Origin of the sequence: Ciceribacter sp. L1K23, assembly GCF_018122705.1 — a bacterium.
GTDB lineage: Bacteria > Pseudomonadota > Alphaproteobacteria > Rhizobiales > Rhizobiaceae > Allorhizobium.
This window is the reverse complement of sequence record NZ_JAGRRC010000001.1, coordinates 1572322-1592846: the sequence shown is the minus strand read 5'-3', so window position 1 is coordinate 1592846 and position 20525 is coordinate 1572322. Positions and strand designations below refer to the sequence as shown.

Below are 20525 nucleotides of genomic sequence, written 5' to 3'. Positions count from 1 at the left end.
ATCTGTCGGGAAAACCGGTCAGGCGGCGGCGAGCGCCGACATCTCGGAAAAGGCGAAACGGATGCTGTCGGCGACAGCCTCGACCGGCTCGCTCTTCGTCTCGCTTCTGAGCAGCCTGACTTCAAACGCGCCGAGTTCCGGCAGACCCTGGCGCGAGCCGAGCGCCGTCATGTCGTCGGTCAGGTAGCTGCGCGGCAGCGGCGCGACCGCGAGGTCGGCGATCACGGCGGCGCGCTGCGCCATCGTGTGGGCCGAGAGGTAGGCGATCCGGTAGGCCCGCTTTTCCTTGTCGAGTCGCGTCAGGGCATCGGCCCGCCAGCAGCAGCCATCCTCCCAGATCGACACTGGCAGGGGTTCGCGCAGATGTGCCGTGCCGCACTTGGCGCCCGCCCAGACGAGTTGCTCCTTCATCACCACCTCGCCGTCGAGCGCGGTCACGCCCGGCGAGCAATTGACGAGGGTGAGATCGAGCCGCTGCTCCTGCAGCCGCCGTCTGAGCGCGCCCGAGGTGTCGACGGTGAGATCCACCATGATCGAGGGAAAGACCTCCGCGAACCGGCGCAGAATGTTCGGCATGAACCGCTCGCCGATGTCGTCGGGCGCACCGAGCCGGACGACGCCCTGCATATCCGGCATCCGGAACCGGCTGACCGCCTCGTTGGAGAGCGCCAGCATGCGCCGCGCATAGGGAAGCAGCGTCTCGCCGCCCGCCGTCAGCCGCACCGACCGCGCGTCGCGCAGGAAGAGCGCCGTATTGAGCTGCTCCTCCAGTTTCTTGATCTGCATGGAGACGGCCGAAGGGGTGCGGAACACGAGGTCGGCCGCCGTCGAGAAGCTGCCGCTTTCGGCAATCGCGACGAAGGTTCTCAGAACGTCGTTGTCGAGCAGCGGAAGCGGCTGGCGGAACGAGAGGGTCATGACCGTCACCATCAGTTTTATTGAACCATAAGACCATATCATTGCGTTTGATTGAATGTCAATCAGGGCGCATTCTTCTCTCCTGAACAACCGAGAGAGGAGAGCAACCATGATCATGATCCCCGCATCCACGGGCCTGACAGCGTCGCTTGCCGCCGCCCTGTCCGGATTGCGACCCACGTCCTCGACCTTCGATCCCTGGTCGGCGACTGGTCGAAAAGCGACGTCTGACGAACTGTCACGCCTGCCGGCACACCTGCTGGACGACGTTGCACCGCTTGGCACGCAGCCACGCGGGCGAAATCGCATCACGGAAAGTGATGAATAATATAAGAAACATTCGTTTGATTGATAGAATGCCAAAGCGCATATCGATCCCGTCCGATACGCCGGACCGTTACGAGAGGTGAAATGCCATGACCTATGCTCCACTCCATTCCGATGCCCTGCGGGAACCGCACGGCCGCAAGGTCGCCGATTCTCTCGCTTTTATCGCGGATGCCATAAACGCCTTCCGCGTGTGGCGTCTCAACCGTCGCACCGAGCGGCTGATCGCCTCCCTGCCGGCGGATATCTGCAAGGATATTGGCTGGCCGAGCGCCGCCGCCGATGATCGCCGGTCGCCACGCGGCCGTCTCGCCCGCATGTGAAAAACACGGACCGATGGCGCGCGCCGCACCCGCGCGCCGTCGTCATTAAAAAAATGTCGCGATTTTGCCGATCGCTGCCCTAATCCGGCGCGGATTTCCATGCTAATGTCGCTCTTGGACTACCGAGCCGACACGTTCCAAGCAAGGAATGTCGTATCAACGCGGGTATGGGCTTCGCCATGAACAAGACACCGTCCAAGAAACGCTCACTGGTTTTCTTCCTCGTCCCGCATTTCACGCTGCTGCCCTTCGCCGGCGCCATCGAGACACTGCGCATCGCCAACCGCATGCTGGGCTACCAGGCCTATGAATGGCGGCTTGCCTCGGTCGACGGACAGAAGGTCTATTCCTCCTCCGGCATCGGCATCGAGGTCAACACAGCCCTTGCCGACGAGCGCCGTTTCCTCACCGGCGAGAACCGCCCGAGCATGGCGATCGTCTGTTCCGGCATCTACGTCGAGGAATTCCACAACAAGTCCGTGAACGCCTGGCTGCGCGAGGCCTATAACCGCAACGTCGCGATCGGCTCGCTCTGCACCGGCGCCCACGTCCTGGCGGAAGCCGGCTTGCTGAACGGCAAGCGCTGCGCCATCCATTGGGAAAACTTGCCCGGCTTCGCCGAGCATTTCCCGCAGGCAGAGGTCTATGCCGATCTCTACGAGGTCGACGGCAATCTCTACACCTGCGCCGGCGGCACCGCCTCGCTGGACATGATGCTGAACCTGATCGGCCAGGATTTCGGCGAGGGTCTCGTCAACCGGGTCTGCGAGCAGCACCTCACCGACCGCGTCCGCAACGCCCACGACCGCCAGCGACTGCCGCTGCGCGCCCGCCTCGGCGTCCAGAACTCCAAGGTCCTGCAGATCATCGAGCTGATGGAGAGCAATCTCGCCGAGCCGCTGTCGCTGCTCGAGATCGCCGACGATGCCGGCCTGTCGCGTCGACAGATCGAGCGGCTCTTCCGGCAGGAAATGGGCCGCTCTCCCGCCCGCTATTACCTCGAAATCCGCCTCGACCGCGCCCGCCATCTGCTGGTGCAGTCGTCGATGCCGGTCGTCGAGGTCGCCGTCGCCTGCGGCTTCGTCTCCGCCTCGCACTTCTCCAAGTGTTATCGCGAGCTCTACAACCGCTCGCCGCAGCAGGAGCGCGCCGAGCGCAAGCTGATCAAGTCGACCAACCGGACCGGCGTGGTGGTCTGAACCGCGTGGCGGGTGGCGGCACGTTCCGCGCCGCCACCGCAGGAACAGCCCATATCCGTGCCTATTCCGCCGCAGCCAGCGTCGGTGCTGCGCCAGACACCGGGACCCATGTCAGGTTACCGGCATAACGCCATTCCATCCGCCCATGCTCGTCGAGCGTGAAGAGGCTCAGCCAGCCGTTGTCGAAGAGCGCGCGAACCTGCGCATGCCGCGTCAGGATGTCTGAGATCGCCTCCTTCGGTGCCTCGACGGCAACCGTCAGCCGTAGCGGCTCATGGACAAAATTCTCGCCGTCATGCACCGACTGCCAGGGAAGCCCGGCGCGCATATTGCCGCCATTCCCCTCGACGACACCGATGCCACCGACGACATTGTGCAAGAGCTTGTTGCCGGCACCGAAGAGTGAAGGAGCAACCGACGAGCCGAAATACTGCAGGCTGATCCAGCTCGCAACGACAACGGGCGCCGTCAGGATCAGTTCGAGGATATTGAAGCCCTCGTCCTTCTTCCAGACATAGTCGTGTAGGAAGGCCTGCCCTTCCAGCGACCGGCCGGCTGTCCGGGCACGCGGCGCCGCGATAAAGGCGCGGCAGCCGGCAAGCCCGAGCTCGGGCCGCACTTCCGACCAGTCCTTGCTGCGCGCAATGATACCCTCTGATGTCGCCCTCGGCAGACGCCGTGCCCGCTCCGCCCGCGTCAGGCCGCCCGCCTGGGCCAGCCACTGGCGGATGCGGACGATGTCTTCCGGCCGGATGTCGTCCTCAAGGTCGTCCTCGAACAGAGTCACCCTATCGGTCGTCGTATCATGCAAGCCGCCGAGGAAGACGGTGTCGGCCGGGATGATGATCCCGTTCACCGCCAGTTTTTCCCGCACGGCGCGATCATTCAGCAGATCGGCCAGCAGCCGCGCATTGACGTCACCCGCATACCCGCCACAGGCGCCGCAGTGAAGGGCGCTGGCATAGGGATTGTTGACCACATTCGCCCCGTGACCTGCGATCAGCACGAAGCGACCGAATCCGTCCGTCAGGGACATCGCCCTCAGCACCGTTTCAGCGACGACCGCGCGCGTATCGAGGTCCAGGCCTGGAGCAAAGCGCGGCTTGGCCGCGTCCAACCCCTTGCCCTTGCCGAATCCGAGCCCGTCCCGCAACAGCTTTCCGGCATAGACCGGACCCATTGCTTCGACAAAGGCGAAGGACGAAACGGCGGCAAGCTTGAACCGGCCCCAGGCGCGGGTCGCGCGAGCGCTGAACCGCGCCTGCCGGTCGGCATCATGGTCGTGATCGACAGCGCTGCAACTGAAGACGGAGGGCGTCAGGAGAACCGGCAGACGATGCTCGGCCACGTCGGAGGCAAACCCGTTGTGGCTGGCGCCGAGACCGAAGAAGCCGGCGAAGCCAAGCGTGCGAACGCCTGGATCAACGCTTTCGAGCGCGCGCCGGAAAACCTCCGAGCGCACATCGATGCAGAAAGCCGCCTGCAACACAGGCCGCACTTCGGCGACCTTGATTGTCGAGGGTGCCGCAAGCTTTGCGGCAAGCTTGCGCTGCGCCGCCCGCTCGGCCGCCACCTGGAGCAGCCCGTCGATGACGGTGTCGAGGTCAGGGCTGGCCGGCTCGGCATGGCTCCGCCGCACCCGTTGCCATTCGCCTTTGATCGCTGTCTTGTTCCGGGCGTAAAGCGCCTCCTCGAAGACCAGCCGGATGGCGAGCAATTCAAGCGCCGTGGTGTCGGTGCGCCCCTCGACCTCCGCCTTGAACTGGATGTGGCGCGCATACTGCGCCCAGCCCCCGACGGTCAGCAGCAACTGATGGAAATAGGTGCCAGGTTCGGCGCCAAGACCGAGCGACCCGGCCGCCCGCTCGATCGCGCCTTCTGGCGTCTCCGGCGTTTCGTCGACATGGATGCTGAAGCTCTTTAACCCCATGATTTCCGGCGTCAGGTCATGGGTGGCATAGGCGCGCCAGGCGGCATAGAGCCCGTTGCGCCGCGAAGCCGCCCAGAGCGCCTGTCCTTGATCGAAGAAACCGGCCGCAAAGGTTCCGATCCGCTCGGCGACAAGCCCCGGCCAGTCTTTGCCGGTGGCCTTTGCGGCAAGCTCGGCAATCGTGGGGAGTGCTTCGATCGGCTTTGGCTCGTTCGCGACCGCTGCCTTCAACGCGGGCAGGTCTATCAGGCTTGCCACCCTGCCCGCCTGAAGCGCGTTGACCAGATCCTCGTCCGTGATCTCGCCCTTGGCGATCAAGTCGGCGTAGTGCTTGCGCGGCAATGCGAGCCGGACGCCACCGATCCGGCCGAGCCGGGCGGCCGTCTGGTCGAGCGTTTCGCTAATCTGTCCCAGGAAAGGATTGACGGCAACGGTCGCCGTCAGCGGCCAGGCCGGCGGGATCGCCCGTACAGCCTGATCGGCCGCCCGGGAAAGCGCATCGCCATGCAAGGTGTCGATAGTGGTCATCTCGGTCATCGGTTCACTCCTTCACGGAAGCAGGCGTTGCGGCGGTAGAGCGCGGCAGCGTCCAGCCACCGAGCAGGCGATCGAAGAGGGCATTCACATAGAGGCCGTTGGCGAGATGGACGCGCAGGCCCGCCGCCGCCGGATGATAGGCCCAGAGCGGGAAGAGCGACTGGGCAACGGCAACGACGCCGAAGGTGACGACCGCAAGCAGCATCAGCGTCCATTCGAGCGCCCCGGGCTCCGGTGTCGCCGGCAGCGTGCCGAGCATCAGCTTGTCGGAAATGCGCTGCAGGGCAAAGTAGGCCGTAGCAGCCGAGGCCGAATAGAGCGAGGTGCGCCAGGTGAGTGCCCAAGGCGCGGCATCGGCCAGCCCCTGCGCGATGAGATACGCGACACCGAAAATCAGGATCGCACCAAGCGCGAGCGCCTGTGGCGGCTTGTCGGCAAATCCGAAGAGCACGCCGATGACGGCATAGATCACAAGCGCCAGCAGGAAGGCGCGTCCGACAGCCTTGGCGTCCGGGATCGCGACAGGACCGGGACGCTTGATCGAGGCGACCGTCTCGACCGCCGAACCCGAGGCGAGAAAGGCATGTGCCTTGTAAAGCGAGTGGGCGACGATGTGCAGGAGCGCGATCGGGAAGAGCGCCAGGCCGCACTGCAGGATCATGAAGCCCATCTGGGCCACCGTCGACCAGGCGAGCGAGGTCTTTACCGCCGACTGGGTGAGCATCACCAGGCTGCCGAAGAGCGCCGTGAAGCCGCCGACCATGACCAGCACCGCGAGCACCACCGGCGCCTGCAGCATGACATCGGCAAAGCGGATCAAGAGGAAGCCGCCGGCATTGACGACGCCCGCATGCAGGAGAGCCGAGACCGGCGTCGGCGTCTCCATGACTTCGGTGAGCCAGCCATGCGTCGGGAACTGCGCCGATTTCAGAAGCGCCGCGACGGCAAGGAGGGATGCCGCGCCAATCGTCATCGGCAGTCCCTCGCCTTCCCGCGCGGCCGCAAGAATAGTCGCGATGTCGCCGGTACCGAAGGAGACGGCGAGCAGGATGATGGCGCCGATCAGCGCGGCATCGCCGGTGCGGGAGACGATGAACTTCTTGCGCGCGGCCCGCTGGGCAGCGATGCGTTCCGGATAGAAGAGCAGCAGCTGATGCAGGAGCAGGCTCGTCGCAACCCATCCGATGAAGAGCTGCATCAGCGTGCCTGACTGGACGAGCAGCAGGACCGCGGCAAGTGTCGCCGTCATCCAGCCGGTAAACGGCCCCTGCCGCGCTTCACCATCAAGGAAGGTGCCGGCATACCGCAGCACCACCCAGCCGATGAAGGAGACGAGCAGCAGCATGACAAGGCTGACGAGGTCGAGCCGCGAGGCAAGCGCGAAGTAGCTGTAGCCGATGGCGGGGCTGGTTCCAGGCCCATGGGTGTAGAGGATCACACCGGACAGGATGGCAACGACGATCGAACCGAGGGCAGCCAGTTCCGCAATGCGGATGGCAAGTCGCGGGCGCAGGCCCGGCGCTCTGAAGGCATGAAGCGAGGCGCCGGCAAGCAGCAGCGGCGCGAGAAGCGGCAGCATGTGAATCACGGGAAGTCTCCAGGCTGGGCCGCTGCTTGGGAGGCGGCAGCGACAATGTCACAGACCTGTAACAGCTGCGTGATCACAAGAAAAATTCATTGTTTCTTTAAATTCGTTCTATAAAATAGAACTATGTTCGAGCTGAACTACCATCACCTCCGCTACTTTCGCGCCGTTGCCCATGACGGCAACCTGACGCGCGCCGCCGAACGGCTCAATCTCTCCCAATCGGCCCTGTCCATCCAGATCAAGCAGCTTGAGGAGCGGCTCGGCCATGCGCTGTTCGAGCGTCGCGGCCGCCAACTCTATCTTACGGAAGCCGGCCGCATCGCGCTTGACCACGCCGACACGATTTTCTCCGCCGGCGAGGAGCTGGTCGAGACGCTCAAGGAAACCGGCAGAACCCGCCGCGCCATCCGCATCGGCGCGCTCGCAACGCTATCCCGCAACTTTCAGATGGAGTTCCTGCGGCCGATCCTCGGTCGCGCGGACGTCGACATGATCCTGCGCTCGGGCAGCACCAGCGAACTTCTGGGTGCCCTCGAAGCCTTGAACCTCGACATCGTCCTCCTCAACCAGGCGCCAATGGCCGACGCGATGACGCCTTTCATCGCCCAGCACCTCTATGAGCAGAGGGTGAGCCTGATCGGCCAGCCGTCCTACGGCAAACCGGGCGCGACGCTGGCGGATCTGCTCGGGGAACACCCGGTCATCCTGCCAACGCTCGAAAGCGGCGTGCGCTCACAGTTCGAAGCCCTTGTCGCGCGTCTCGGCATCACACCGCAGATAGCCGCGGAAGTCGACGACATGGCGATGATGCGTCTTCTGGCGCGCGAGGGCGCGGGCCTTGCCGTCCTCCCTCCGATTGTCGTCAAGGGCGAGTTGGAGGCCGGCACGCTGGTGGAATTCGATGCCCTGCCGGGCATGATTGAATCCTTCTATGCCGTAACCGTGAAGCGCCGCTTCCCCAACCCGCTGATCCAGCCGCTTTTGGAAACCAGCCTGGCCCGCGACACTGCTACCCGCTCCAGGCGCTAAATAGCCGAGCGTCCGCCGCATCCTGACGATCCTTGCCGATCAGGACGTCAATCGCCCGATGACCGGAAGCGGTGTCGCCGCGCCCGGCGTCACGAACAGCAGTTCGCCGCTGGCCGGCACGATCCCGGTAAGCCCGGTAATGTTGACCTGGTGCGTGACGAGAACCACAGGACCACTCGTCGGCAGCGTCGCCATCCACGCCGCGAGCGCCTGCGTCTGCGCCTCGCCGTCCTCCCGATTGCCGAAAAAGGAATTGAGCAGCGGCTGCTCCGTAACATCACCGAGCGCCAGGCCCTCCGCCGTATCGAGGCACCGGCACCACTGGCTGGAATAGACCGCCGCCGCGCTGACGCCGTTATCCCGGAAGAGGTCGCCGATCCGACCCGCCTGCGCCCGCCCCTCGTCGGAGAGGTTGCGCTGCGTCTCGCACGCCCCGATCCGGAAACCCGGCGGATCGCCCGTGCCTGGCGCCAGCGCATGCCGCAGCAACATCACCGCCCGCCCGGATCGCAATTCCGCCCAATGATCGACCGCCGCCCGCGCCCCACCCGCCAGCAGGAGAACCGATCCCGCCAGAAATTGCCGTCGAAGAAACATGTCGAGCCTCCCTGTCGTGTCGTGTCGTTGACGTCTACGACCGGGACGCGCCGATGGTTCAAGGCACTCACAATAATTGATCGCGAGCTACGGACGGTCGCCCTCACCAGGCGATCGGTCGGCCATCGCGGAAAAAGCCACCCGTCGGGCCGTCCTCCGGCAGTGTAGCGGCCCAGACAATGCCGCGTACGCCCTCTTCCAGGCTACGCGTCGCGCCGGATCCGCCCATGTCCGTCCGCACCCAGCCCGGGCAGACGGCGTTGATCTTGATCCCCGGACCCGCACCGCTTGCGCTGATCACCGTGATCGCGTTGAGCGCCGTCTTCGACAGCCGGTAGGCGACCGTATCCGTCGCCAGCGAGCCGAACGCGCCCATGCCCGATGACACGTTGACGATACGGCCAAAGCCATTCGCGGACATGATCGGCAGCGCCTTCTGCGTCGTCCGCCAGGCGCCGAGCGCATTGTTGTCGATCGCCTGTGCCAATACCGAGGCGTCCGTATGAAGACCCTGCGAATGCTCGACGAAGAGCCGCCCGGCATTGTTGACCAGCACATCGACGCGCCCGTGTTTCGCCGCGATCGCGTCGAACGCCGCCGCTACCGAGATATCGGAGGAAACGTCGAGCTCCACAGCGAGCGCATCGTCGCCGATCCCGGTCGCTGCCGCCTTAACCGCATCCATCTGCCGACCTGTGAGCACGACGCGATAGCCGCGCTCCGCCAGCCGGCGGCCGGTTTCCAGACCGAGCCCCCGACCGGCGCCGGTGATCACCGCTACCTTTCGGCCGCTCATCGGGCGATCCGGTAGTTGAAATCGGCGGTGCCGAGTTTTTGCATCATGCGCAGCCAGAACGGCATCAGCCCCTCCATCCCCCGCGCGCTGGCGATCCCGCCGAGATCGACCGGCTCCATCCAGCCGAAGCTCCGCAATAGCTCGGCGACGACCGCCTTGGCGTCTGCATCATCGCCGCAGAGAAACACGTCATGCGGACCGGGCACCCTTGCCGGATCGACCATCAGCCGCGCCGTCATCGTGTTGAGCGTCTTGACCACCCGCGATTGCGGAAGGGCCGCCTGCAGCGCCTCGCCGGCAGACGTGGTGTTGGACAACGCCGGATCGAGCGTCGGCAAGCCGCCGGGCACCATCTGCAGCGGATTGGTGACGTCGATCACCACCTTGCCCGCCAGATCGGCCGGATCGCACGCTGCCGCCGCCGCCAGCAGGGCCTGGCCGGCAACCGCGAAGATCACCACCTCGCCGAACCGCGCGGCTGTCGCGAAATCGCCGGTTCGTGCGCCCGGATGGCTCTCGACAAAGCGGCGGGCCGCTTCATTGTCCGCCTCGCGTCCCGCCAGCATCACATCGTGCCCGAGCGTCAAAAGCTTCCCGCCCAGTGTCTGCCCCACCATGCCCGTGCCCATGACGGAAATTTTCATCTGCGTTCTCCTTCGTGACGTCGAAACCTCTTTTCCCCACCAATATCGGACCGAACTAAGACATTGAGAACAGGCCCCGATGCGATATCATTCATTGACATCATCAATAACCGGAGCCGTGACCCCGTGACGTCCAACCTCGACCTCAACCTGTTGCGCGCCTTCGACGCGCTGATGCGGTACGAGAGCGTCACCGCCGCCGCGGCAGAACTCGGCCTCACCCAGTCCAGCACCTCAAATGCCCTTGACCGGCTGCGAAAGGCGCTCGGCGACCGGATCCTGGAACGGCGCGGCAATCGCATGATCCCGACGCGGGTCGCCGTCGCGCTCTGGCCGGAAATCGCGGCGGCGCTTGGCACGATCGAGGCCGCGCTCGCGGCGACGCGGGCCTTCGATCCGGGCAGTGCATCCGGAACCTTCCGGGTCGGCATGGATGCCTATGCGACAGCCTTTGCCGGCGTCCGGCTTGCCGCTGTCGTCGCCCGCGAGGCCCCCGCCATGCGGCTGGAAATCCTGCCCGTTTCCCATCCTGACGAGGAAACGCCGCTAAACCAGGGGCGCCTCGACCTTTTCATCGGCTCCGCCTGGCGTCCCCTCGCCTCGATTGTCTCTGCGACCCTGTTTCCCGAGGATTTCGTTGCCGTGGTTGCCCCGGGCCATCCGCTCGCGCAGGGGAGCGCCGATCTGGAGACCTATCTCGCGCACGACCACATCCTGACATCGCCGCGCGGCAGCGTCGCGGGCAATGTCGACGCCGCACTCGAGGCGCTCGGCCACCGCCGCCATGTCTCGCTCGTCTGCCCGACCTTCGACACCAGCGCCCGCGCCGCCGCGGAGGGGCTTGGCATCTTCACCTGCGGCCGTCGCCTGGCCGAGATCTACACCCGCGAATTCGATCTTCGGGCAATGGAGCTGCCGCTTTCGGTTCCGGGTTTCTCGCTGACGATGGAATGGATGCGCCGCAATTCCAACGCCGCCGATCTCGCCTGGCTGCGAAGTCGGATCCTGGACGTGTTGCGATAAGGACGGCCCCATCCGGAACCCGGCCGCTGACCGGACGTCGGCGTACGATCGACAGGAACCACCGCCCCAGCCTTCATTTCGCCCCCTTCTTCAGGATGTGTTAAGAATTCATTCCTGTCGGAGGTCTCCATGGCGCTGGGCGCATCGCATCGTTTGCAGGATGGCGTCTTAGCCGTCGAAACCATGACCCGTTTCGCGCTGGCCGTCCTGGCGCTCGCCTCCGGCGTCTACACCTATCTCGGCGTGCGCAGCCTGCTGGACGGCTCGCCGACAGCGGTGTCCTTTGCCGCCATCATCTACTCCGCCTCCGTCTCGGTCGCGATCTACGCCTTCTGGTCCTACATGGCCCGCTTTTATCCGCACGTGACGGGCGCGGCGGGGCGCGGCGCCATGATCGGCGTGATGGCGCTCGGCTGCGCCATGATCATCGCCATGTCGAGCTGGCTGAATGCCGCCGCGCTCGCCGGTTCCGCCGCGCTCGAGCAGCATCTCGCCGAGACGGTCGAGGATTATACCGCCGATCTCGACCGGGCCCACCAGAATGCGCTTGCCGCCCAGAGCCTGCTGCCTGATATCCAGCGCACATCGGAGCGTTTCGCGCGGCTCGCCGAGGACGAGCGGCAGAACGGCGCGCTGACAGGCACCACCGGTTCGGGAAGCGTCGTGCAACTCCTCTCGCAGATGTCGGCACAGTTGAACGAGCTCGAAACCGGCATCACCGCCTCGCGCGAACGGGTCACGACCCTCTTCGATCAGGGCCGGAGCCACCTGGAGACGATGCGCACGCTGGTCTCCTCCCCCGGCGCCATCGCCCCGCGCAGCGACGAATTCTCGGCCGAAGTCGTGGCGCTCTCGGGCGTCATCACCTCGCTGGAACAGACCTCGATTGCCCCGTCGGTCAAGCGCGCGGCCGAAGACCTCTCGCTCGGCTTTATCGCGCCCGTCGCCGATGGCCGTGCCGCCGATCTCGCCGACCGCCAGGACCAGGTGATGCAGACCATCCGCGCTTCGGTCTCGGCCCAGTCGCAGGTGCTCTCCCAGGCTGCCGACGACATTCTGGCACGCGAACCGGTCGCCGAACGACGTTTCGTGCCGCTGTCGTCCGCAGAAGCCGTCCTGCGGTATGCCGCCGATTTTATCCCCGCTTGGGCCGGTGCCATCTCGATCGATCTGCTTCCCGCCGTGTTGGTCTTCATCCTTGCCGTCGTCCATGGCGCCATAAGACGCCAGGAAGAGCGCATGCCCTTCGCGCAGAGGATCACCGCCGCCGAGCTTCTGGAGGCGCTGGAGGTCCAGCGTGCACTCGCCCGCCAGGGTCTGGACGTCGAGCAGGCCCTTGCAGCGACCGAGACCGACGACGAGCGCACCCGCCCGGACTCCAACATCACCAGCCTCGACACCGCCGCCAAGGCCCCGCGCAAGGGGCCGCCCGCGTGAACAGCCCCGACGAGAAACCCGACGAAGCCAAGCCTGCATCGCTCGCCACGCGCCTGAAGAACGCCATCGTCAGCGCCGACGACGGCCTCCTGATGCGCAGCGCCTTCTTCGCGCTTCTCGTCGCCGCCGGCGCCTTCCTCGTCATCGATATCAGGGAAATGCGCGAGGCGAATGCAACGCTGCCCGGCCACGATCCGATGACGACGGACGCCCCCGTGCTGCCACCGGCGCTGACGGAGGGTGTGCCTCAGGCTCCGCCAGTCGAGCCGGAAACGCCGCGCGAAACACTCCGCCAGCCGATGCGCTTCGAGCTTCTGTCCGGCGGCGTGCTCAAGGCCGAGGGATCGATCGATCCGGGCGCTGCCACCCGCTTCGCCGACGAGATTGCGGCACGCGGCGAATATGTGAAGACCGTTTCGCTGAACTCGCCGGGCGGCTCCGTCGACGATGCGCTGGCGATGTCGAGACTGATCCGCGAGACGGGTCTCGACACAAAGGTCGCCACTCGAGCGCTCTGCGCCTCCTCCTGCCCGCTCATCTTCGCCGGCGGCGTCGCCCGCGAGGCGGAGGAAGACGCCATCCTCGGCGTCCACCAGGTCTTCAACGCCGGCCAGGACCGCCCCTCGCCCGAACAGGCCATGTCGTCGGCCCAGAACACCACCGCCCGCATCGCGAGACATCTCGACGACATGGGTATCGAAAGCGGCCTCTGGCTCAACGCGCTCGAAACCCCGCCCGACCGTCTCTATTATCTGACACGCGAGGAAATGGCCGATTTCAGGCTGACCACGGAACCGCTGGCGACGGCGGAGCAGGTGGAATAACAGAGGCCGGCGGAAGGGAGGCCTTACGTGCTTTTGCTTCCCGGCTTCATGTCCAGAACCGTTATGTCGCTCTCGTCGGCGGCGCCCAGCCACGCATATGCATCCACGCCTGGAGAAGGAGGGGCCATAGGTCGGACGTGACCTCCTGCTGACGCATCCCGAAACCGTGCCCGCCACGTTCGAACAGGTGAAATTCGACAGCTGAACCGGCCTTCTTCCAGGAGTCGACGAGGCCGTAACCCTGCGCGCCGAAAAGAGGATCATCGGACGCCAGGACAAGGAACATCGGCGGGGCGCCGGCTGGCACGTCGACCGAAAGCATCGATGGATAGATCGGAGCGACGAAGTCCGGCCGCATCTCGGGCGGGCTGCCGATAGCGACGGCGATGGTGGTCATCGCTCCGGCCGAAAAGCCGATCATACCGATGCGACCCGGGTCGACGTTCCACGCAAGAGCCCGGTCTCGAATGAGGCGAACCGCCGCCTGGCCATCCGCGACAGCCACGGCCGGTACCGCAAGATCGCTAATGGTCACCTCGCCCGTCGCGAACAGCCGCTGGAATTCTCCGATGAGCGCCGCATAATCGCCAGAGTCCGGCGGTGTCGGTTCAAGCCGGTACTTGAGAAGGAAGGCGGCGATGCCGCGGTCCGCGAACCAGCGTGCCACCGCCATGCCCTCGTTCTCGACCGACAGCGCGCGGAACGCCCCACCGGGCGCGACCACGACGGCGACCCCATTGCCGGTGCCGGGAGCCGGCAGGACGGGCGTCAAGGTGGGGACGGTGACGTTGCGGACCCAAAGCTCGCCCCGCGGCGACCGCTCCCATATCTCTGCGGACGGTTGCTCGTTCAAGTCGGCATAAAGCGGCATGGAGCCGCTCTGATCCGGCGCCGACACGCGCGTCATGACGAGCATCTCAGCCGACGCGGCTGCCGACGCATGGTCGTTCGGTTCAAGACCGAGATGGAAAATGGGAGTGTCTGTGCCCACGGGATATCCCTTTAAAACAGTCGATGACGGCCTGCCGGATCGCGCCCGACAGACCTCTTGTGCCGGCGTCGGTCAGCCGAACGGACAACCGCCCCTTTGGAGCAACGCGGAACGCCCCTTCCAGCCGCCGGTACGATGGGCAACAGAGACCTCGTAAATGCCGCGACGCGCGGCAAGGATCGGGTCGTCGGAAAGCTCTATGCCGTCTGTCACGCGTGTCGGATCGTGCATCATCACCGGATCGCCGATCTCCTCGAGCGTCGTCGGACGCGTGATCTCGAGCCGGCCAACCGTTATCCGCGGCCGTCCCTCCGGCCAGGGCGCGCTCGGATCGTCGGTCGGATCACCATCGCCTGCGAGTTCCAGCACCAGCGTGAAGCCGACCGGTGCCTGGCTGAGACGCTCTTCGAGTTCTTCGAACAGATAGCTGGGCTTCTCCTTGCGCAGCTCTTCGAGCGTCTGCGTCGCGACGCCAGCATCGGGCTCCCAGTGATAGCGGGCATAGACGGCGTCTCCCGCATCATTGACGAAGCGGAAGGCGTGCAGCGCGTGGTAGGCGGTCCGCGCGAAGCTGACTGCGGCCGGGAGCTGCTTTCGCAGCCCGACCGCATGCATCACCGATGGCCGTTCGGCCAGGAAGCGGCCGACCTTTTCCATATCCGGCTTGCCGGTCTCGGGGTCCGGCAAGGCGATGGTCAGCAGTTCCAGCGTCTCCTCCGGCGTGCGGGTAAAGAACAGCGTGATCGGCAGCGCGATCAGGTCCGTGGCCGTCCCGTCGGGCAGATAGAAACGCACGGCCATCGACACCGAATCCGCCGGTCCGACCGGGTTTGCCAGCGGGCTGTTGGAATGACGGATCGTGACCGGCACCGGCTGCCCCTGGAAGTGCGCCGCACGGCTGATCCGCCGGGCCTCCGGCGTCGCGGTGAAGACGCCGGCATAGTAACGGCCCTGCGCATGGACGCTCCGGTGCCCCGGATAAAAGCCGATGTGCCGATGCAGCAGATCGACCAGTTGCGACGCGAGGCGGTATTGTTGACTGTTCACGACCGTCATCCAATCTTTTTCGAGGGCCAGGCTCAGTTCGCCGCGTCGAGCATCTGGTCGAGTGCCTTGCGGATCTTCAGCGCTTTCCAGACGTCACGGACCGAGGCATCGGTATAGGCGCCGTAGAAGGCCATGGCCGAGACCTGGTGCTTGGCGATGAAGTCCTTGATGGCGGGGCTGCGAACGCCGGGATAATCGACGACTTCGGCGAACAGCAGATCGATTTCATCTGGGATGATCGTGGCGAAGTCGTCGATATAGGTCTCCCAGTCGCCGTCGAAGGTCGAGGCGAAGATGCAGCGGGTATCGTTGTCGAAGATCACGAAGCGCAGGTCGTGCACGGTGCCGATCCGGTCGGTGTTCTTCGTGCGCTCCTCGTCGAAGCCGCCGAAGGCGGCGCGCATGCGCTCCGCTCCGCCGGGCTTCAGCGGCATGATCACGGTAAATTCGTTCCAGACGCCCTTCTTCGTTCCGGGGCGTGCGGTGTTGTGTTGAATATCGGACATTCTCAATTCTCCAGTGTGGTGTGCGCTGAGCAGAACAGCGCGGTTGCTTGGGAGGTTTTCTGCTTGACCTGTCCATCCTCGGGCCATGCCTGAGGCAATGGCACCGCAGCGGACGGTATGCTTGGACGAGACCGGACGAACCGCGATGGCGGATGACGCCCGGTCTCGGCCGGCATCATTCGGCCTGCATGTCGGCCAGCCATTGCAGGCCACGAATGCTCGGCAGGAAGACGTGCTCGCCGCCCCGCGTCGCGGTGAAATCGGGCAAGCCGGTCAGACGCCGCCGCACAGGCTTGTCGGGAAAGGCGAAGTCGTCGGACCGGTCGCGGCGGCCGACGATCGGGTCGCTGCGCAGTCCCTGGGACACGAAGTCGCCATCGTTGACCCATTGCGACTGGACGAACTCGAACTGCCGTCCCGGATTGGCGTTGATCAGCGCAAGAACGATGCCGCGATCCACGCCGTCGTCCTTCATGTCCCCCTCGGGCAGCAGCGGCCCGTAGGCCGCGCCGCGCCTCAAAAGCTGGTGCAGCCGCGCATAGGCCATGGTGTCGTTGAGCCCATCGCGCGGATTGACGCGCCGGATATGACAGCCGACCGGGGTCTTGGCGCCGTTGAGATCATCGTCGTAATAGGCGAACGCATTGTTGCGCTGCGGGTCAGCGACGATCGACGGGTCGTCGACATTGGGCGACAGGGCTAGCGGGCAGCCGCTGCGCCACCGTCCCATCATCTTCGCCGCCACCTTTTCCTCGCCCGCCACGTCCGACGCTGCCTGGCGCAGATAGGTCCTGAAGGCCGCGACATCCTGGTAGATCTTGCGGATGGCCGCATAGGTGCCGTTGCGCCAAAGCACCTCGGGCCCCGGCCCCTTCGCCAGTTCGCCGAGTTCGTTTTCGTATCCGAGAATGAATTCGCCGGCCTTGGTCGGCTTGCCCTGTCCGGGAAGCGGCTCACCGCCCTGCCCCTCGATGAACGGACGGCTGATGCCATCGACGAAGCCGAAGTGCTCGCGCATGGTCGGAGGCACGCCGACATTGAGGTGGGCCGCGACCTCTATGCCATCAAGACCATCGAGCGCGCTGCGGCCATGATCGAGCATGTCATCCCGTCCCTCCGCCGTGCTCGCCATCACCAGGAGGCCGGCGTGAAAGCCGTTGTTGCCATGCGGAAAGTCCCAGAGCGCGGGATCGCTGCGGCCGACATCGCCAAGAAACGCGCTGCGTGCGGCCATGCCCTGGCGGAATTCGATCGGAAACCCGTCGAGAATATCCTGGGCAAGCCCAAGCCGCCGCAAGCCCTCCCAGGTAAAGGCAACGTTGAGCCAGGCGTGCTGGGTCGGCGCTGCCCAGTCGGCACACGAGGTTACATGTGGAATGAGCCGTTTCAACATCGTCTTCGCCGCGGCGGCATCGTCAATACTGAAAGCCACATAGGCGCCGAAGTACGGCATCGGCCGGTTGTTCAGGACCGTCCCCTGTATATCGTCGAGTTCAAGTAACACGTTTCTCACCTTCAAAGAGCGCCTGGCGGCGTTCGACCTGGTTGTCTTTGAGGGCTTCAATAGGTGCGGGTCAGTTGTCCGTCTTGCCGGAATCCAGCAGTTTTTGCCGGATCCGATCACACTCGAAATGCGCCGATGCGACATTTACGCAAGGATCGATACGGACTACTATTACAATCATGCAGTAGTTCAGTTTCCTAATGCACCGGGAGACATCGCATGAACTCCAAAAGTACTTTTCTAATAAAAGATGTATTCATAACAGAATCTCTTCAACAGCGGGCGCCCAAGCGTATCGATCATGAGCGCGCCCGCACCGCGCTCGTCGATCTCGCCTCCGAAATGTCGCGAGACCCGGAAGCCGTCTTGCCGCGCTATGTCGATATCGCGCTCCGGGAAACCGGTGCGTCGAGCGCGGGCTTGAGCCTCAACGAAGAGCCGCACTGTTTCCGCTGGCGGCACACGCGCGGCGTGCTGTGGGAGTTGGAGGGCGGATCAACGCCCCGAAACGATAGCCCCTGCGGCATCGTCTTGGACCGCAACCAGCCGCTTCTGACCCGCTATCCCGAACGGCTCTACGACTGTCTCGCCGGCATCTGCATCCCGGAACTCCTGCTGGTACCGCTGCATATCGGCAGCGAAAAACCGTTCGGCACGCTGTGGGTGCTCTCCGATCGCGAACCCTATTTCGATGCCGGTGACGCGCAACTGCTGCAGGATTGCGCGGTCTTCGTCGCCGCCGCGCTCAAGGCGCGACAGGGCCTCGCCCGCCGGGGCGCCAACAACAACGACAGCCCCCTAAATCCCAATGGCGGCCTCGCCAAATGGCAGGAACGCCGCGCCAAGGAACTGATCGCCGCCCGTCTGAGCGACAAGCTGTCGGTCCCGGAGGTCGCGGCAGCCTGCGGCCTCTCCCCCAGCCACTTCACCCGCGCCTTCCGCAAGTCGACGGGCCTCACACCCTACCAGTGGCTGACCGAACGCCGCGTCGAACGGGCCGAAGCCCTGCTGCTGCGCGATGTCGACCTGTCCCTGTCAGACATTGCCGTCTCCTGCGGCTTCGCCGACCAGAGCCACTTCACTCGCGTCTTCAAGGCGGTGGTCGGCAAGAGCCCCGGAGCCCTGCGCCGGTCGGCGTGAGCGACGACCGGTCCCGTCAGCGGCCGGCAAACGCCCCCTAGCCTGCCGCCGTCCGATCCTTGCCCAGCAATTGCCGCGCCGCGATCGGTGCCATCAGCAGGATGCCGATGAGCGTCGCGACGAGATCCGGCGCCACCAGCAGGATCGCGGCGAAGACGAGCGCGATGCGTTCATACCAGCGAAGCGTCGAGAACAGCCAGTTGGATACCGCGGCCGCCAGCGCCCAGATGCCGAGCACGGTGCCGGCGAAGGCAAGGAAGAACGCCGTCCAGGTGAAATTCTGCGTCACCAGCAGCAGGGCCGGCTGGAAGGCGAACACGAACGGCACCAGCGCCTTGCCCATGCTCAGCCGGAACGCCGTATTGCCCGCCTTGAAGGCGTTCGCATTGGCGATCCCCGCGCCGGCATAGGCCGCCATCGCCACCGGCGGCGTCACGTCGGCCAGCACGCCGTAGTAGAAGACGAAGAAATGCGCGACCAGCGGCTCGACGCCGAGAAGCCCGAGGATGGGCGCCGCAACCGCCACCATGATGATGTAGTTGGCGGTCGTCGGAATGCCGCAACCCATCAGGATGCAGACGACGGCCGTCAGGATCAGCGTGAACAGGAGCGTCAGCGTCGGTACGCCCATCAGCTCGAACGGCAGGACGGCGAGCATGCCGTGCACCGAAGCCGCCCAGTCCTGCGCCAGACCCGTTACCATATAGGCGATCTTGAAGCCGACCCCGGTCAGCGTCACCACGCCGATGACGACGCCAACCAGCGCCGCCGCCGCCGTCACCGACAGCGATTGTTTGGCGCCGAGGATGAAGCCTTCCCACACGCCATGGGCCGCACCGCGCAGGCCGTGCATCACCCCGCTTTCGCGCACCTGCTGGATGACGAGAACGCCGATGCAGGCCGTGATCGACCAGAAGGCGGCGGAAAACGGCGTACGTCCTGAGAGCAGGATCGCGACCAGCACGATCAGCGGCACGACCGACAGCCAGCCCTCTTTCAGCACCTTCCAGGCATTCGGCAGCTCGTCGAGCGACAGCCCGCGCAGGCCGAGCCGCCGGGCCTCCAGATGCACCTGAACGAGAACGCCGAAGAAGTGCATGAAGGCCGGCACCAGCGCCGCCGTCAGGATGGTTGTGAGCGGCAGGCCGAGATATTCGATCATCAGGAAGGCAACGGCGCCCATCACCGGCGGCGTGATCTGCCCACCGGTCGAGGCCGCCGCCTCGACGGCCGCCGCGAAATGGCGGGGATAGCCGATGCGGATCATCGCCGGGATAGTCAGCGCCCCCGTCGTCACCGTATTGGCGATCGACGAGCCCGAAATCGATCCGAGCAGCGCCGAGGACAGCACCGAGACCTTGGCCGGGCCGCCGGCATAGCGCCCGGCCAGCGCCGAGGCGACGTCGATGAACAGCTGGCCGAGCCCGATGCGCGTCGCCATCACCCCGAACAGCACGAAATGGAAGACATAGGTCGCGATCACGCCGAGCGCCGTGCCGTAGATCCCCTGCGATGTCAGGTAAAGGTGGTTGACGATATTGGTCCAGCTGGCGCCCGGATGCACGAAAATGCCGGGCATCGCCTTGCCGAAATAGGCATAGGCGATGAAGAGTAGCGCGATGACAGGCAGCGGCCAGCCCATCGAGCGGCGCACCGCCTCCAAAAGCACGACGATCAGGATCGTCCCCATGACGACGTCGATCGGCAGCGGATTGCCGACGCGGAAGGCAAGATCGTCATAGATCCACGGAACGTAGAGCGCCGCGATCAGCCCGGCGATGCCGAGCACCCAGTCGGCGAGCGGCAGGCCGAAGGGGGCAAGCGCGCCCGGCCTGATCTCCTTCTTGCCGAAGGCCGAGAAGCTCAAGAACACCACGAGCAGCGTGATGCCGAGATGCAGCCCGCGATGCACGGTCGCCTGCGGAATGCCGAAGCCCGCCGTATAAAAGTGGTAGCACGACAGTAGGAACAGCACGGCCGACGTCAGGATGGTCAGCGGCCAGGCGAGCACCCGGAAGCGCAGCTCCGGATCGAAGCTCTCCTCGATCTCCTGCAATTCGTCCGCCGTCAGGTGACGGACGGTTTCGCTCTGCTCCAGGTCTTTCTTGTCCACGCTCATGGTCCCCACCAGGCTAGTCTCGGGCTTGAGAAACAAAGGGCCGCGC

General features: G+C 65.2%; 19 protein-coding genes. 8 read left to right on the top strand and 11 right to left on the bottom strand.

Annotation, left to right across the window (positions count from 1 at the left end):
• Nucleotides 1-18: 18 nt before the first annotated feature.
• A complete protein-coding gene (locus J5J10_RS07410) occupies nucleotides 19-918 on the bottom strand; it encodes a LysR substrate-binding domain-containing protein (protein ID WP_208550882.1) in 900 nt (299 codons plus the stop codon).
• Nucleotides 919-1027: 109 nt separating this feature from the next.
• Here J5J10_RS07410 and J5J10_RS07405 point away from each other — a divergent pair, with 109 nt between their 5' ends.
• From J5J10_RS07405 to J5J10_RS07395, 3 genes are all read left to right on the top strand, one after another.
• Nucleotides 1028-1246 carry a hypothetical protein gene (locus J5J10_RS07405; protein ID WP_211929409.1) on the top strand — a complete coding sequence of 73 codons (219 nt, stop codon included), beginning with the start codon at nucleotides 1028-1030 and terminating at the stop codon, nucleotides 1244-1246.
• A gap of 88 nt (nucleotides 1247-1334) precedes the next feature.
• A complete protein-coding gene (locus tag J5J10_RS07400) occupies nucleotides 1335-1568 on the top strand; it encodes a hypothetical protein (RefSeq protein WP_208553633.1) in 234 nt (77 codons plus the stop codon).
• 179 nt (nucleotides 1569-1747) lie between these two features.
• A complete protein-coding gene (locus J5J10_RS07395; protein ID WP_348646448.1) occupies nucleotides 1748-2767 on the top strand; it encodes a GlxA family transcriptional regulator in 1020 nt (339 codons plus the stop codon).
• Nucleotides 2768-2828: 61 nt separating this feature from the next.
• On the opposite strand, the gene J5J10_RS07390 is transcribed toward J5J10_RS07395, so the two are convergent.
• Both J5J10_RS07390 and J5J10_RS07385 read right to left on the bottom strand, forming a co-directional pair.
• On the bottom strand, nucleotides 2829-5234 hold the full coding sequence (locus J5J10_RS07390; protein ID WP_211929408.1) for a DUF2309 domain-containing protein: 2406 nt from the start codon (nucleotides 5232-5234) through the stop codon (nucleotides 2829-2831).
• Between the two features lie 4 nt (nucleotides 5235-5238).
• Nucleotides 5239-6813 carry a proton-conducting transporter membrane subunit gene (locus J5J10_RS07385; protein ID WP_211931172.1) on the bottom strand — a complete coding sequence of 525 codons (1575 nt, stop codon included), beginning with the start codon at nucleotides 6811-6813 and terminating at the stop codon, nucleotides 5239-5241.
• Nucleotides 6814-6945: 132 nt separating this feature from the next.
• Between J5J10_RS07385 and J5J10_RS07380 the strand changes: the two genes are divergently transcribed.
• A complete protein-coding gene (locus tag J5J10_RS07380; protein ID WP_211929407.1) occupies nucleotides 6946-7851 on the top strand; it encodes a LysR family transcriptional regulator in 906 nt (301 codons plus the stop codon).
• Nucleotides 7852-7890: 39 nt separating this feature from the next.
• On the opposite strand, the gene J5J10_RS07375 is transcribed toward J5J10_RS07380, so the two are convergent.
• The 3 genes from J5J10_RS07375 to J5J10_RS07365 form a co-directional block, all read right to left on the bottom strand.
• Nucleotides 7891-8448 (bottom strand): histidine phosphatase family protein, encoded by a 558-nt coding sequence (locus J5J10_RS07375; RefSeq protein WP_211929406.1) that lies wholly within the window; start codon nucleotides 8446-8448, stop codon nucleotides 7891-7893.
• A 103-nt stretch (nucleotides 8449-8551) separates the two neighbouring features.
• The gene (locus tag J5J10_RS07370) at nucleotides 8552-9244 is read right to left on the bottom strand and encodes an SDR family NAD(P)-dependent oxidoreductase (protein WP_211929405.1); all 693 of its coding nucleotides are present in this window, start codon (nucleotides 9242-9244) and stop codon (nucleotides 8552-8554) included.
• Nucleotides 9241-9888: an NAD(P)-binding domain-containing protein gene (locus J5J10_RS07365; RefSeq protein ID WP_211929404.1), complete on the bottom strand. Its 648-nt coding sequence runs from the start codon at nucleotides 9886-9888 to the stop codon at nucleotides 9241-9243. The genes J5J10_RS07370 and J5J10_RS07365 overlap by 4 nt, the downstream gene beginning before the upstream one ends.
• A gap of 126 nt (nucleotides 9889-10014) precedes the next feature.
• On the opposite strand from J5J10_RS07365, the gene J5J10_RS07360 reads away from it, so the two are divergent.
• The 3 genes from J5J10_RS07360 (at nucleotide 10015) to J5J10_RS07350 (ending at nucleotide 13172) form a co-directional block, all read left to right on the top strand.
• On the top strand, nucleotides 10015-10911 hold the full coding sequence (locus J5J10_RS07360) for a LysR family transcriptional regulator (protein WP_211929403.1): 897 nt from the start codon (nucleotides 10015-10017) through the stop codon (nucleotides 10909-10911).
• Nucleotides 10912-11040: 129 nt separating this feature from the next.
• On the top strand, nucleotides 11041-12348 hold the full coding sequence (locus tag J5J10_RS07355; protein WP_211929402.1) for a hypothetical protein: 1308 nt from the start codon (nucleotides 11041-11043) through the stop codon (nucleotides 12346-12348).
• A gap of 92 nt (nucleotides 12349-12440) precedes the next feature.
• Nucleotides 12441-13172, top strand: a complete 732-nt coding sequence (locus J5J10_RS07350) for a hypothetical protein (RefSeq protein WP_211931171.1) — start codon at nucleotides 12441-12443, stop codon at nucleotides 13170-13172.
• Between the two features lie 61 nt (nucleotides 13173-13233).
• On the opposite strand, the gene J5J10_RS07345 is transcribed toward J5J10_RS07350, so the two are convergent.
• From J5J10_RS07345 to J5J10_RS07330, 4 genes are all read right to left on the bottom strand, one after another.
• Entirely contained in the window at nucleotides 13234-14163 is a 930-nt protein-coding gene (locus J5J10_RS07345; protein WP_211929401.1) for a dienelactone hydrolase family protein, read from the bottom strand.
• 72 nt (nucleotides 14164-14235) lie between these two features.
• Complete coding sequence (locus J5J10_RS07340) at nucleotides 14236-15210, bottom strand: catalase family peroxidase (RefSeq protein ID WP_211929400.1); 975 nt, start codon at nucleotides 15208-15210, stop codon at nucleotides 14236-14238.
• A 32-nt stretch (nucleotides 15211-15242) separates the two neighbouring features.
• Entirely contained in the window at nucleotides 15243-15716 is a 474-nt protein-coding gene (locus tag J5J10_RS07335; RefSeq protein ID WP_211929399.1) for a hypothetical protein, read from the bottom strand.
• Nucleotides 15717-15891: 175 nt separating this feature from the next.
• Entirely contained in the window at nucleotides 15892-17220 is a 1329-nt protein-coding gene (locus J5J10_RS07330; protein WP_211929398.1) for a peroxidase, read from the bottom strand.
• A gap of 219 nt (nucleotides 17221-17439) precedes the next feature.
• Between J5J10_RS07330 and J5J10_RS07325 the strand changes: the two genes are divergently transcribed.
• Nucleotides 17440-18360, top strand: coding sequence for a helix-turn-helix domain-containing protein (locus J5J10_RS07325; protein ID WP_211929397.1), 921 nt, complete (start codon nucleotides 17440-17442; stop codon nucleotides 18358-18360).
• A 37-nt stretch (nucleotides 18361-18397) separates the two neighbouring features.
• On the opposite strand, the gene J5J10_RS07320 is transcribed toward J5J10_RS07325, so the two are convergent.
• Nucleotides 18398-20479, bottom strand: a complete 2082-nt coding sequence (locus J5J10_RS07320; RefSeq protein ID WP_211929396.1) for a TRAP transporter permease — start codon at nucleotides 20477-20479, stop codon at nucleotides 18398-18400.
• Nucleotides 20480-20525 lie beyond the last annotated feature (46 nt).